The organism is Duganella phyllosphaerae (genome assembly GCF_001758785.1).
Lineage (GTDB): Bacteria > Pseudomonadota > Gammaproteobacteria > Burkholderiales > Burkholderiaceae_D > Rugamonas > Rugamonas phyllosphaerae.
This window is the reverse complement of sequence record NZ_LROM01000147.1, coordinates 90,601-104,096: the sequence shown is the minus strand read 5'-3', so window position 1 is coordinate 104,096 and position 13,496 is coordinate 90,601. Positions and strand designations below refer to the sequence as shown.

10 protein-coding genes are annotated in these 13,496 nt (G+C 64.1%); 6 read left to right on the top strand and 4 right to left on the bottom strand.

Annotation, left to right across the window (positions count from 1 at the left end; genetic code table 11):
• Positions 1-30 precede the first annotated feature (30 nt).
• The gene (locus DUPY_RS24520) at positions 31-459 is read left to right on the top strand and encodes a thioredoxin family protein (RefSeq protein ID WP_070251828.1); all 429 of its coding nucleotides are present in this window, start codon (positions 31-33) and stop codon (positions 457-459) included.
• Here the strand turns inward: DUPY_RS24520 and DUPY_RS24515 are convergent.
• Both DUPY_RS24515 and DUPY_RS24510 read right to left on the bottom strand, forming a co-directional pair.
• Positions 454-2,730: a xanthine dehydrogenase family protein molybdopterin-binding subunit gene (locus DUPY_RS24515; RefSeq protein ID WP_070251760.1), complete on the bottom strand. Its 2,277-nt coding sequence runs from the start codon at positions 2,728-2,730 to the stop codon at positions 454-456. The two genes, DUPY_RS24520 and DUPY_RS24515, sit on opposite strands and share 6 nt — an antisense overlap.
• Positions 2,723-5,845 (bottom strand): EAL domain-containing protein, encoded by a 3,123-nt coding sequence (locus tag DUPY_RS24510; RefSeq protein ID WP_070251759.1) that lies wholly within the window; start codon positions 5,843-5,845, stop codon positions 2,723-2,725. Before DUPY_RS24510 ends, DUPY_RS24515 begins: the two co-directional genes overlap by 8 nt.
• A 199-nt stretch (positions 5,846-6,044) precedes the next feature.
• On the opposite strand from DUPY_RS24510, the gene DUPY_RS24505 reads away from it, so the two are divergent.
• On the top strand, positions 6,045-6,554 hold the full coding sequence (locus tag DUPY_RS24505) for a DUF1993 domain-containing protein (protein WP_070251758.1): 510 nt from the start codon (positions 6,045-6,047) through the stop codon (positions 6,552-6,554).
• 13 nt (positions 6,555-6,567) lie between these two features.
• On the opposite strand, the gene DUPY_RS24500 is transcribed toward DUPY_RS24505, so the two are convergent.
• Both DUPY_RS24500 and DUPY_RS24495 read right to left on the bottom strand, forming a co-directional pair.
• A complete protein-coding gene (locus DUPY_RS24500) occupies positions 6,568-6,768 on the bottom strand; it encodes a DUF1289 domain-containing protein (RefSeq protein WP_070251757.1) in 201 nt (66 codons plus the stop codon).
• Positions 6,765-7,331 (bottom strand): DUF1415 domain-containing protein, encoded by a 567-nt coding sequence (locus DUPY_RS24495; RefSeq protein ID WP_070251756.1) that lies wholly within the window; start codon positions 7,329-7,331, stop codon positions 6,765-6,767. Before DUPY_RS24495 ends, DUPY_RS24500 begins: the two co-directional genes overlap by 4 nt.
• A gap of 229 nt (positions 7,332-7,560) precedes the next feature.
• Here DUPY_RS24495 and DUPY_RS24490 point away from each other — a divergent pair, with 229 nt between their 5' ends.
• The 4 genes from DUPY_RS24490 to DUPY_RS24475 all read left to right on the top strand — a co-directional run bounded on the left by DUPY_RS24490 (position 7,561) and on the right by DUPY_RS24475 (position 13,496).
• The gene (locus DUPY_RS24490; protein ID WP_070251755.1) at positions 7,561-8,973 is read left to right on the top strand and encodes a transglycosylase SLT domain-containing protein; all 1,413 of its coding nucleotides are present in this window, start codon (positions 7,561-7,563) and stop codon (positions 8,971-8,973) included.
• 212 nt (positions 8,974-9,185) lie between these two features.
• Positions 9,186-9,977, top strand: a complete 792-nt coding sequence (gene fabI, locus DUPY_RS24485; protein WP_070251754.1) for an enoyl-ACP reductase FabI — start codon at positions 9,186-9,188, stop codon at positions 9,975-9,977.
• 374 nt (positions 9,978-10,351) lie between these two features.
• Positions 10,352-11,749 (top strand): DEAD/DEAH box helicase, encoded by a 1,398-nt coding sequence (locus tag DUPY_RS24480; protein WP_070251753.1) that lies wholly within the window; start codon positions 10,352-10,354, stop codon positions 11,747-11,749.
• A gap of 106 nt (positions 11,750-11,855) precedes the next feature.
• Positions 11,856-13,496, top strand: a complete 1,641-nt coding sequence (locus DUPY_RS24475) for a retroviral-like aspartic protease family protein (protein ID WP_229255489.1) — start codon at positions 11,856-11,858, stop codon at positions 13,494-13,496.

Genomic DNA, 13,496 nt, shown 5'->3' with positions numbered 1-13,496 from the left:
GCCGAGAACGCCGAGAACGTCGCCAACACCATGCACAGCATTACACTCAACTCCGACAACCGCGAACAGGTGGCGGCCGCGCTGGCCGGCGACTGCTGGATCGTCGCCTGCCTGTGCGCGGCCTGGTGCGGCACCTGCGACAGTTACCAGGCCAGTTTCGAGAGCGTGGCCGCGCGCCACCCGGACAAGCTGTTCCTGTGGATCGACATCGAAGACCACGCCGATATCGTCGGCGACCTCGACGTGGAAAACTTCCCCACCCTGCTGATCCAGCACCACGAGCTGGTGGCGTTCTTCGGCACCATGCTGCCCGACCCGGCGCTGGCGCACCGGCTGGTGCAGGCGCAAACCGAGATCTCAGACGCCGACATGACCGAGATGATCGTCAACAGCGAGGAACGCGCGCGCTGGCAGCGCGAATGCAACCTGCGCGCGCTGCTGCGCAACGCCCTGTCATGACGATAAGCTGAGCGGCAGGCTGCGCAAGCGCTTGCCCGTCAGCTTGAACACGGCGTTGGCCACGGCCGGCGCGATCGGCGGCACGGCCGGCTCGCCCATGCCCTCCGGGTGCGCGGCACTCGGCATGATGATGGTCTCCACTTCCGGCGCCTGGTTCAGCCGCGCCACCGGGTAGTCATGGAAGTTGGACTGCTCTACCTTGCCATCCTTGATGGTCACGGCGCCAAACAGCGCCGCCGACAGGCCGAATACCACGCCCGATTCAGCCTGCTGGGCGATGATGTTGGGATTGACCGCCAGTCCGCAGTCGATCGCGCACACCACCCGGTGCACGCGGATCTCCGTACCCGCCACCGACACCTGCGCCACCTGCGCCACGATGGTGCCGAACGACTGGTGCAGCGCCACGCCGTGCGCGCGGCCCGCCGGTGCAGCGCCGGCGCGCGCCACCGCCGCATCGAGCACCGCCAGGTGGCGCGGATGGTGCGCCAGCAGCGCGCGGCGGAACGCCACCTCGTCGCGGCCGGCAGCATGCGCCAGTTCGTCGATGAAGCTCTCCTTGAAAAACGCGTTATGCGAGTGGCCCACCGAGCGCCAGTAACCAAGCGGCACCGCGCTCTCCACGATCACGTGACGGATGCGCTGGTTGGGCAGTTCATACGGCATGTCGAACGCGCCTTCGGCCGTGGTCTTGTCCGGACCCGCCGCCGGCAGGCCGAGGTTACGCTTGAAAAACTGGTGGGAGACGGAACCGCTGGCCGACTTGCAGTCGTAACCGAGCACGTGGCCCGCGGCGTCGAGCGTGGCGGCAAAGCGCGCCAGCGCCGCCGGGCGATACACATCGTGGCCCATATCGTCCTCGCGCGACCAGATGGTTTGCACCGGCACGCCCTCCATGGCGCGGGCAATCGCCACCGCCTGCGCCACCATGTCCACGTCGAGCCGGCGACCGAAACCGCCGCCCAGCATGGTCACTTCCAGGGTCACGGCAGCGGGCGCAACGCCGGCCGCCTGCGCTGCCGCTTTTACCGCAAAGCCCGGCGACTGGGTGGGCGCCCACAGGTGCACCTTGCCGTCCCTGACATTGACCTGGGCAGTGCAGTTGATCGGTTCCATGGCCGCATGCGCCAGGTAAGGCGCGCGGTATTCGGCGCCGATGGCCCTGGCCACGCCGGCGCCCTTGCCTTCGACGCTGTCCATGTCGCCCACCTGGTGGTAGGCGTGGCCGTCCTCCTTATCCAGGGTGGCGGCGAAATGGTCGAATACCTGCTCGCTCGACAGCCCTGCGTTGGCGCCGTCGCGCCAGGTGATCACCAGCGCCAGCGCGGCCTGCCTGGCCTGCCACCAGCTGCGCGCCACCACGGCCACGCCGGCCCCGGCGCCGGCCAGGTGGCCCAGCGCACGGGAAAAATCGACCACCCGCAGCACACCCGGCATCTTCAACGCCACCGAGGTGTCGACCGTGGCCACCGCGCCGCCGATCACGGGCGCCATGCGCACCGCTGCGTACACCATGCCGGGCACACGCACGTCGATGCCGAACACCGCGCTGCCATCGACTTTCGAGGGCGTGTCGCGGCGCGGCTGGGCGCGGCCGATCAGTTTGAATTGCTGCGGCGTTTTCAGGCGCACCTCGCCCGGCTGGGACGTGACGGCGGCAGCGGCCAGCGCGCCGTAGGCCAGCTTGCGGCCATCACGATGCAGCACGTGGCCGTCTTCGGTGCGGCAATCTGCGGCGTCGGCCCGCCACTGGCCGGCGGCGGCCGCCACCAGCATGGCGCGCGCGGCGGCGCCGGCTTCGCGCATCGGCAGCCAGGCATCCTTGACGCTCGACGAGCCGCCGGTAATGCTGATGCCCAGCTCGCGCGCCACCTTGCCCACGATCCAGCGCGCACCGGCCTTGAGTGCGCCGTCGTCGTCGGGGTGGAACGGCAGGCCGTCCTGCAGCATGGCAATGTTGCCGAAGATGGCGTCCAGCGGCGCCTGCACCAGCCGCACCGACGCCAGCGGCACATCCATTTCCTCGGCAACGAGCATCGGCAGCGCGGTATGCACGCCCTGCCCCATTTCGCTGCGCGGCATGGCGATGGTGACGGCGCCGTCGGGCGCCACTGCCACCCAGCCGTTGAGCGCCAGCGCGCCACCGGTCAGCGGCAGTGACACTGAGCCATGCAGGCGCTGGCGCGCCGGCAGCACGCCCCAGCCCACCACCAGGGCGCCCATGGCGGCCACGCCGCCAAACAGGAAACGTCGTCGCGAAACTTTAGACATGCCAGCGCTCCAGCACTTCTTGCGGGCTCAGTGGCTTGCCGTACAAATAGCCCTGCGCCAGGCGGCAGCCGTGGCGCAGCAGGAAGGCGGCCTGCTCCTCGGTCTCCACGCCTTCGGCAATCACCGACAGATTCATGCTTTTGCCGAGCTGGATGATGGCGATCGCAATTGCCTCGTCGTTGGCGTCGGTGGAGATATCCTTGATGAACGAGCGGTCGATCTTGAGCGTTTGCACCGGCAGCTGCTTCAGGTACGCCAGCGACGAATAGCCGGTGCCGAAATCGTCGATCGCCAGCGCCACGCCGATCGCGTGCAGATCGTTGATGAAGACCATGGCGTCGCCGGTATTCATGATCACCGACTCGGTCACTTCCAGTTGCAGGCGCTGCGGCGCCAGTCCGGTGTCGGCCAGGGTGTCGGCCACCAGGGCGACGATGCCGCCGCGCTCGAACTGGCGCGCCGACAGGTTCACCGCCATCTTGGGCACGAGCAGGCCGGCCGCCTGCCAGCGGTTCATCTGCCGGCAAGCCTCTTGCAGCACCCATTCACCGAGCTGGTTGATGAAGCCCGTATCCTCGGCCAGCGGAATGAAGCGCACCGGCGGCACCAGGCCCAGTTCCGGGTGGTTCCAGCGCACCAGCGCTTCCACGCCGATCAGGCGGCCGGTATCGATTTCGACTTGCGGCTGGTAGGTCAGGAAGATCTCGTTCTTTTCGATCGAGCGGCGCAGGTAGGTTTCCAGGCGCAGGCGCTCGACGCCCTCGCCCGTCATCGACGGCATGTAAAAACTGTAGCCGTTGCGCCCGCGCGCCTTGGCCTGGTACATGGCCACGTCGGCATTGCGGATCAGCATATTGAGGTCGCCCGCATCGTCCGGGAACAGGCTGATGCCCACGCTGCACGTGACGAACAGTTCGTGGCCGGCCACCTGGAACGGCTGGTCGAACATCTGCACCAGCTTCTCGGCCACCTGCGCCGGACCGTAATGGTTGCCGACGTTTTCCAGCAGGACGATGAATTCGTCGCCGCCCAGGCGCGCCAGCGTGTCGCCCTCGCGCAGGCGGTCGAGCAGTGCGTGCGCCACCTGCTTGAGCAGTTCGTCGCCGATATGGTGGCCCAGCGTGTCGTTGACGTTCTTGAAGCGGTCCAGGTCGATGAACAGCAGCGCCAGTTGTTCGCCGTCGCGGGCGGCGCGCTGCAACGCGTGCTGCAGACGGTCGTTGAACAGCAGCCGGTTGGGCAGCGCGGTGAGCGGATCGTGGTGCGCCAGGTGGTCGAGCTTTTCCTGCGATTCCTTGGCCCGCGTGATGTCGCTGAACACGCCCACGTAATGCGTGGCGCGGCCACGGCTGTCGCGTACCGCGCTCACCGTCAGCCACTCGAGATAGATGTCGCCGCTCTTGCGGCGGTTCCACAGCTCGCCCTGCCAGAAGCCGGTGTCCATCTGTTCGCGCCACATCTCCTCGTAGAAGGCCTGCTCGTGGCGGCCGGAGCGCGTGAGCGTGTAGTCGTGGCCGATCGCGTCCTGCGCCGTGTAGCCGGTGATCTGGGTGAAGGCCGGGTTGACGGTGACGATGGTGCCTTGCGCATCGAGCACCACCACGCCGTCGGCAATATGCTCGATCACGGTGGCCGAGAGGCGCAGCTTTTCCTCGGCTTCCTTGCGCTCGGTGATGTCGGCGTACACCCAGATGCTGCCCTCGTTGGCGCGCTTGTGGTCGAGCGCATAGCCGCTCACCATGCACCAGAACGAGCTGCCGTCCTGGCGCAGGTAATGGCGCTCCTCGCTGAAGTAGTCGCCTTCGGACAGCGACGGATACTGGCGCGCGCCGGCCGCTTCGAAATCGAATGCAGTGGGGAACAGGATCGACGTCGAGGAACCCACCATCTCGCCCGGCGGGTAGCCGAACAGTTCTTCGCAGCGGCGGTTGACCGAGACAATGTGGCGGCGACGCACGAACATCACGCCGAACATCACGTTGTCGAGAATCGCGCTCTGCTCGGCCAGCAGGGCCTCGATGCGCATTTCATTGTGTTTGCGTTCGCTGATGTCGGCCATGATGCCGTCCACCCAGGTCTGGCCGAGATCCCGGCTACCCTGCGGCTGGCCGTTTTCCGCCAGCCAGCGCTCGGCGCCCAGGGCATCGACGATGCGGTATTCGACCTGGTACGGCTTGCCGCTGGCGATCGCCTCGGCCACCGTGCGGCGGTGGCGCTTGCGGTCGTCGGGCGCGATCAGGTTGGTCCAGGCGTCGGTGGCGCCGCGCATGAAATGGCTGGCCGGATAGCCGGAGATTTCCTCGATGGCGTCGGAGACGAAGTCGACCGGGCCGTCGGGCCGGTAGCGGAACACCGCGCCGGGCACCTGGGTGACGATGGAGCGGAAGCGCTCCTCGCGCTGGCCGATATCTTCGAACAGGTGCTTGATCGCCACCCGCATCTGCTCCAGTTGCAGCGCCAGCCGGCCCAGTTCGTCGCGGCCGCGCACGGTGAGCTGGGTATCGAAGTCGCCGCGCGACAGGCGGTCGGAAAAGCCGGTGAGCTTGCGCAGCGGCCGGATCAGGCGCGCGTTCAGAAACAGCACGATCAGCACCAGCGACACCATCAACTGGCCGGCGAGCACCAGCAAGTACGACCATTGTTTTTCGCGCAGGTCCTGCAGGCTGCGGGCGTCGTCCATTTCGACCGTGATGCGGCCGATGCGTTCGCCGCGAACGGTGATGTCGCGCTCGGCGCGGGTGATGGTGCCGGTGGGTTTGCGCGGCGAATCGACATGCATGAACTGGGCGTCGGCCTGGCCCATCACCTCCACCCGCACCACCGATTTGTCGCGCATGACCGATTCGACCAGCGAATGGGCCGATTCGGTGTTCATGTTCCACAGCGACTCCTGCATACCCAGCGCCAGGATGTCGGCATTGCGTTGCAGCGCTTCGTTAAGGGCGATGCGCGCCGATGCCTTTTCGTGCACGCCGATCAGCACATAGCTGCCGATGGCGGCCGGCACCACCAGGCCGCCGAACACGACTGCCAGCAGCGCGCCATAGATAGACGAACGCGGCAAGCCGCGCAGGGTACCGAGCCGGACCCGCATGCGATCGATGGCCTTACCCATGCACGGACGAGCACTGTAACGGTATCGCGTGACGCAGAAGGAAAAGAATGGGCATCGTCTTGGAGTGTGTCGGTGAGCGTTGCAGAATATTACCTTTCGGAATTATGCACGCAAACCAGCATCAAAAAACGGCCCGGCAAGCAAAAATCGTGACGACAGGCTAATATCGCGGCTCCCTGTCAACATACGGAAAGTCCCAATGACCACTTTTTCGATCTACTCCGCCTCCATTCCAGCATTCAAGCAGATTCTCAACAGCCTGCACACCATCCTGGGCAAGGCCGAAGCGCACATCGCCGACAAGAAGATCGACCCGAACGCACTGCTGCAGTACCGCTTGTTCCCGGACATGCTGCCGTTCACCCGCCAGGTGCAGATCGCCTGCGATTTCGCCAAGGGCGCAGCTGCCCGCCTCGGCGGCCTGGACGTGCCGTCGTATGACGACAAGGAAGTGACGTTTGCCGAACTGAAAGCGCGTATCGAGAAAACCCTGGCCTACATCGACAGCGTGCCGCAAGACGCCATCGAAGGCAGCGAAACCCGCGCGATCACCACCGGCAGCGGCGAAAAGACCAAGCACTTCACCGGCCAGACCTATTTGTTCCACTACGCCCTGCCGCACTTCTACTTCCACGCCACCACCGCGTACGACATCCTGCGCCATAACGGTGTCGAGGTGGGCAAGAAAGATTACATCGGTACTTATTGATAGTGATAGCGGTTTATTTGTTCCGGCGCGGGTAGCCCTGCGCCAGGATGCGTTGCCACACCAGTTCTTTCTGCTCGGCCGTCATCGAGACCCAGTGCGCCACCTCGACCACGGTGCGCCCGCACCCTCTGCACACGTCGTCGAAGGTGGTGGAACACACCGCTACGCACGGCGTGTCCGGGCGTTCGGGCAACTTGTCGCTGCCTGTGCTCATGCCTTGTCGGCCATCAGCTTGTCCCAGCCGTCGTGACCCAGGGCGCGGATGGTGTCCATGTTCTTCTCGAAAATCTCGGCCGCTTCCGGGAATGCTTCCACCGCGCGGTCGATGCTCTCTTCGCGCAGCAGGTGCAAGGTGGGGTACGGCGTGCGGTTGGTGTAGTTCTCGATATCGTTCTTGTCGGTGTCGGCGAACTGGTAGTCAGGGTGAAAGCTGGCCACCTGCAGGATGCCGTCGAGGTCCATGTCTTCCAGCGCAGCATCGGCCACGTCGAGGAACTCGTTGTAGTCTTCGAAGTCTTTCAGCACGTACGGATGGATGATCAGCGTGGTGTCGATTTTCTCCGGGTCGGCTTCGGCCAGGTGTTCCAGCTCTTCCATCAGCTTTTCCAGCAGCGCTTCCGGCGTGGTCGCCTCGCTCACCACGTAGCGAACCTGTTTTTTGACATGGACTGCCTTGGCAAAAGGGCACAGGTTCAGGCCGATGACGGCTTTCTCGAGCCAGTGGACGGTCTCGGCGACAACTACCTCGTGGTCGAGGACGGGGGCGGTGGTGCTCATGATGCGTTTCCTTGAATCAAACTATGCAAAGACGCGATTGTACGCACTCTTGGGCGCAGCCGATACTTCATGCATTTTGCCGCGATTACATCCTTATCTGCCGGCAACTATTCGATATCATCAAGTCATGCGATTGACATATTCCTTGACGTGCTCCGGCGAGCTTCGTACACTCCACCTTTATTTCATGGTCCGCTAGATGTTGGTTTAACAACAGCGATGGAAAACTATGCAAGCAAGCAACCGTAGTAAACATACAGCCAAGACAGCCGCCCTGGCCGCCCTCGTGGCCCTGCTGGCCCCTTTTGCCAGCCACGCTCTCGAACACGACCTCGACGACGCTCACGTCCTGACACCGATTTCCGCTGCCACGCTCAGCACCCTGCCTTCCCTGCAAAAAAATCCCGCCCTCGACGTCGCCGCCTCGCTCAAGGCCAGCAAACCGGCCCGGGCCGACGATGAATACCACGAAAAAGATCTCTGGGGCCGCATCCGCAGCGGCTACGCCATCCCCGACCTGAACAGCGAACTGGTCACCCGCAACACCACCTGGCTCAGCGCCCGCCCCGACCACATCGCCACGACCAGCGCACGCGCCTCGCTCTACCTGTTCTACGTGGTCAGCGAACTGGAAAAGCGCGGCATGCCGACCGAGCTGGCGCTGCTGCCGTTCATCGAATCGGGCTTCAATCCGCAAGCGCTGTCGCGCGCCAACGCTGCCGGCATGTGGCAATTCGTACCGGGCACCGGCCGCGATTTCAACCTCAAGCAGGACGCCTTCAAGGACGAGCGCCGCGGCGTGATGGAATCGACCGATGCCGCCCTGTCCTACCTGCAGCGCCTGTATGACATGTTTGGCGACTGGCAACTGGCGCTGGCCGCCTACAACTGGGGCGAGGGCTCGGTGCAGCGCGCCGTCGCCCGCAACCGCGCCGCCGGCAAGCCCACCGATTTCGAGAGCCTGTCGCCGCTGATGCCGACCGAAACGCGCGAGTACGTGCCCAAGCTGCAGGCGATGAAAAACATCATCGGCAACCCGGCCCAGTACCGCGTGAGCCTGCCGATCATCGACAACACGCCTTACTTCACGGCCGTGGACAAGACCAGCGATATCGACATGACGATTGCCGCCCAACTGGCCGAACTGTCAATCGACGAATTCAAGGCCCTGAATCCGCAGTTCAAGCGCCCGGTCATTACCGGCGACGAGCAGACCAAGATTTTGCTGCCCAAGGAAAACGCCGACAAGTTCCACCTGAACCTGGCGCAGTGGGGCAAGGACTTGTCCACCTGGACCGTGCACAAGATTACCAGCGCCAAAGAAAACATCAGCTCGCTGGCATCGCGCTTCCACACTACCCCGGACGTGATCCGCCAGGCCAACAATTTGCCGCAGCGCTCGCTGCTCAAGGCCGGCTCCACCATCCTGGTGCCGAAAATCTCCACCGGCACCTATAGCGACATCGCACCGGAAGTGGCCGATAACGCCACCGTCGCCTTCGAACCCGAGCGCACCGTCGGCAAGTCCGGTTACAAGCGCGCCGGCGCCAATGCCGGCAGCAAGTCCGGCCCCGTGTCGCTGGTCAAGGCGCGCGTGTCGCGCGATTCGATCAAGAGCAGGAACCGCAAAAAAAGTAACTGAGTATCTGTCGAGCGGCGGCGACTGCGCTGGCAGGCCGCGCCCGCACCGGGGCGTGGCCCGTGAAGAATTCTTGCAGTCGCGGCAGACACGCCCTACAATCTCGGACTTGCGTGTCCGGCAATAGCCAACCACACGGTACAAAACAACCCCCCACTGCCGTCGCCCTGCAGGCTCTGAGCCAGCACGGGGGCGCAGTCGCAATTGGAGTCATTATGGCGTTCCTGCAAGGCAAAAAAATCCTCATCACTGGTTTGCTGTCGAACCGTTCCATCGCTTACGGTATCGCCAAGGCTTGCCACCGCGAAGGCGCCGAACTGGCGTTCACCTACGTGGGTGAACGTTTTAAAGACCGCATCACCGAATTCGCTGCCGAATTCGACAGCAAGCTGGTGTTCGACTGCGACGTCGGCAGCGACGAGCAGATCGACGCCCTGTTTGCCGACCTGGGCAAAAGCTGGCAACACCTGGACGGCCTGGTCCACGCCATCGGTTTCGCCCCGCGCGAAGCGATCGCCGGCGAATTCCTCGACGGCCTGACCCGCGAAAACTTCCGCGTGGCCCACGATATCTCGGCCTACAGCTTCCCGGCCATGGCCAAGGCCGCCCTGCCGCTGCTCAAGGAGGGCTCGTCGCTGCTGACGCTGTCGTACCTGGGCGCCATCCGCGCCATTCCGTACTACAACACCATGGGCCTGGCCAAGGCCTCGCTGGAAGCGTCGGTACGCTACCTGGCGGAAAACCTGGGCAAGAAAGGCATCCGCGCCAACGGCATTTCGGCCGGTCCGATCAAGACCCTGGCCGCCTCGGGCATCAAGGACTTCGGCAAGCTGCTGGGCTTTGCCTCGTCGCACGCGCCGCTGCGCCGCAACGTCACCATCGACGAAGTGGGCAACACCGCCGCCTTCATGCTGTCCGACCTGGCCTCGGGCATCACCGGCGAAATCACCTACGTCGACGGCGGCTTCTCGCACGTGATGGGTTTGAACGCGGAAGATTACCTGTAAGCTTGGCGTAACACCCAGGTTTGCTCAGGCCGGGGGCGCTGTTCGCAGCGTCCCCGGCCTCGTTTACACTGGACACCTGTACAGACTGCCCCAACTACTGTATAGTCCTGTTTGTGCGCTGCAATGAGCGCGTCGCAATTCAAGCAGCGGCGCCGATTGTTCAGCCAAGATTTTTTTAGCAGCTACGCAGCCCTTGCGCATCATCCTGATGTCGCTAAAGCCCTCCCGCCTCTGGTGTCGCACCTGACACCGTCCCGGCGCAAAGCTTTTGTGCCGAAATTTCTTTCGATTTTGATTGAGTCATTTCGTTTTGGTAGGCGTTGCTATTTCGCGTTCCGTTTATGCGTGAACGCAGATTTTTACGAAAGAACAGCATGACATTTGAAGCACTTGGTCTCAACACGTCCATCATTAAAGCCCTGACCGATTCCGGCTACACCGCGCCAACGCCGGTACAGCAGCAGGCTATTCCTGCGGCCATCGCAGGCAAGGACTTGTTGGTCTCCTCGCAAACCGGTTCCGGCAAGACCGCAGCATTCATGCTGCCGTCGCTGCACCGTTTGTTCGCAGTCGAGCCAGCAGCTGCCGGCAAGACGCCCAACCAGGAAATGCAGGCTGCCCGCGCCCGTGGCGAGCGTCCACGTTTCAAGGCTGCCCAGCCAAAAATGCTGGTGCTCACGCCTACCCGCGAACTGGCACTGCAAGTAACCACCAACACCGACAAGTACAGCGTCAACCTGCGCCGCATCAAGGCCGTCTCGATCCTGGGCGGCATGCCTTACCCTAAGCAGATGCAACTGCTGGCCAAGAATCCTGAAATCCTGGTAGCCACCCCTGGCCGCCTGATCGACCACATGGAATCGGGCAAGATCGACTTCTCGCAACTGGAAATCCTGGTGCTGGACGAAGCCGACCGCATGCTGGACATGGGGTTCATCGACGACATCGAAAAGATCGTCGCCGCCACGCCATCGACGCGCCAGACCATGTTGTTCTCGGCCACCCTGGACGGCGTAGTGGGCAATATGGCCCGCCGCATCACCCGTGATCCGCAAGTCATCCAGATCATCAGCGCTGCCAACAAGCACGAAAACATCACCCAGACGGTGCACTTCGTCGACGACCTGTCGCACAAGAATCGCCTGCTGGACCACCTGCTGCGCGACGAGTCGCTCGACCAGGCCGTGGTGTTCACCGCCACCAAGCGGGACGCCGACACCATCGCCGACCGCCTGAACATCGCCGGTTTCTCGGCTGCCGCACTGCATGGCGACATGCACCAGGGCGCCCGTAACCGCACGCTCGACAGCCTGCGTCGCGGCCAGGTAAAAATCCTGATCGCCACCGACGTTGCCGCGCGCGGTATCGACGTGCCGACGATCACCCACGTGTTCAACTACGATCTGCCGAAGTTCCCGGAAGATTACGTCCACCGCATCGGCCGTACCGGCCGCGCCGGTCGTAACGGCCAGGCGATCTCGCTGGTCAACCATGCCGAAGGCATGAACGTCAAGCGCATCGAACGCTTCACCAAGCAGCTGATTCCGGTGAACGTGGTCGAGGGCTACGAGCCGAAGAAATCGGGCATGGCACCACGCTCGACCTCGCGTCCAGGCGGCTGGAAGCCGGGCGACAACCGTGGCGGCGCCAAGCCAGGTCAACGCAGCTTCAGCAGTCCTAACGCACCCCGCAAGGAAGGCTCGGGCGGCGGCTACAAGGGTAGCAACCCGCGCAGCACCGACGGCGCCCGTCGCAGCTACGGCGATCGTTAATCGCGATTGTGCCAGCTGACTAAGGATTAAAGAATGGCCACCGGAGCGATCCGGTGGCCATTTTTATTTGGGCGTGCAGTTCGGCTTTTGGGCTACCATGTCTGTCATGTCTGCCCCTCTACCGAAAGTGTCATCGTTGAGTGCCCGCCCGCTGTTTCAACTCGCCGCCGGCCTGTGGCTTACCCTGGTCGCCCTACCCTCTGCCATCGCCGCCCCCACTGCGCAAACGCTGATGGCGCAGGCGCGCGTGGCGGTCGGTGGCGAGGCCTGGCGCACCGTCACCACGCTGCAGACCCAGTTCGTGCGCAGCTACGGTGGCAATCCCGGCGACGACGACCACCAGGAAGCCGGCAGCAGCGATATCGATTTTGTCAGCGGTCGCTATGCGCAGCGCATTCCCTCGTCAGCGGTGGCGCGGCAGATGTCGCGCTCGGACGGCCGCGACTTCTGGCAGCAGCGCATGGGCCGGGTGGAAAAGCTCGATGCCGATGCGCCAAATCCCGAACAGTATCTGCGCCGCCAATCCTACGGCTGGTGGTTCGCGCGCGGCAATGGCAAGGCGCGCAAGCTCGAGCTTCGTGCGCCGCGCCGGCAGGCGGGTGTCGATTACGCCGTAGTGCGGGTCACGCCCCAGCGCGGCGCACCGTTCGATTTCTGGATCAATATCGCCAGCGGTCGCGTCGAGCGGCGCCAGGAAGTCGTCGACGGCAAACTGCTCACCGTCGACTACCGCGATTTCCGCAAGGTGGGCGCAGTGACCATGCCGTTCGAGGAACGCACGCGGGACGGGCGCGACGAGCGCGATGCAGACGTGCTGCGGGTGACCAGCATGGTGCTGGGCCGCCCCGCCGCGCAGCTCGATTTCACGCTGCCCACCGCTGCCGCCATCGAAGGCTTTGGCGTCGGCCGGCGTTCGGTGACGATCCCGTTCGAGCCGTGCCAGGCGCACATCTGCGTTTCGATGACGTTGAACGGCCAAGGACCGTTCCGCTTCATCCTCGACACCGGCGCGCGCAACGTCATCAGCAACAAGCTGCACCGCCGCCTGCGGTTGCCGGTGCAAGGCGTGGCCGTGTTGTCGGGCATGGGGCCGCAGAGCGAGCGCGGCATGCTCACCACCATCAAGGAAATCGGCCTGGCCGGTTTGACCCTGAGCCAGCAGGCGTTCTTCACCAGTCCCACGCTCGACAACCTGCCGATCGACGGCACCATCGGCTACGAATGGTTGTCGCTCACGCCCACCCGCATCGACTACGCGGCGCGCCAGATCACGTTTTACGATCCCAAGGATTTCGTCTATCGCGGCGCGGCCGCACCGATCGCCCTCACCTTCCACGACCGCACGCCGCAAGTGGCGGCAAAGCTGGACGGCCTGCCCGGCATGTTTACCATCGACACCGGCAGCGACTACTCGCTGACGATGAACCAGTCATTCGTGGAGCGCCACGGCCTGGTGGCAAAATACGGCGCCGGCGACGTGGTGCAGACCGCGCAAGGCATCGGCGGCAAGAGCCGGGTGCTGGCCACGCAGGGCAAGCTATTCGAAATTGGCGACGTGCGCATTGCCGACCCGACGCTGGAACTGTCCACCCATGCCAGCGGCCTGCTCAATGGTACGGGTGGCACCGGTGGCACGCCCATTGCCGGCAACATCAGCAACGGCATCCTGCGCCAGCTCGACATCGTATTCGACTACCAGGGTGGCAAGCTGTACCTCACCCCCAACCAGTCCAGCGCCACCAACTAG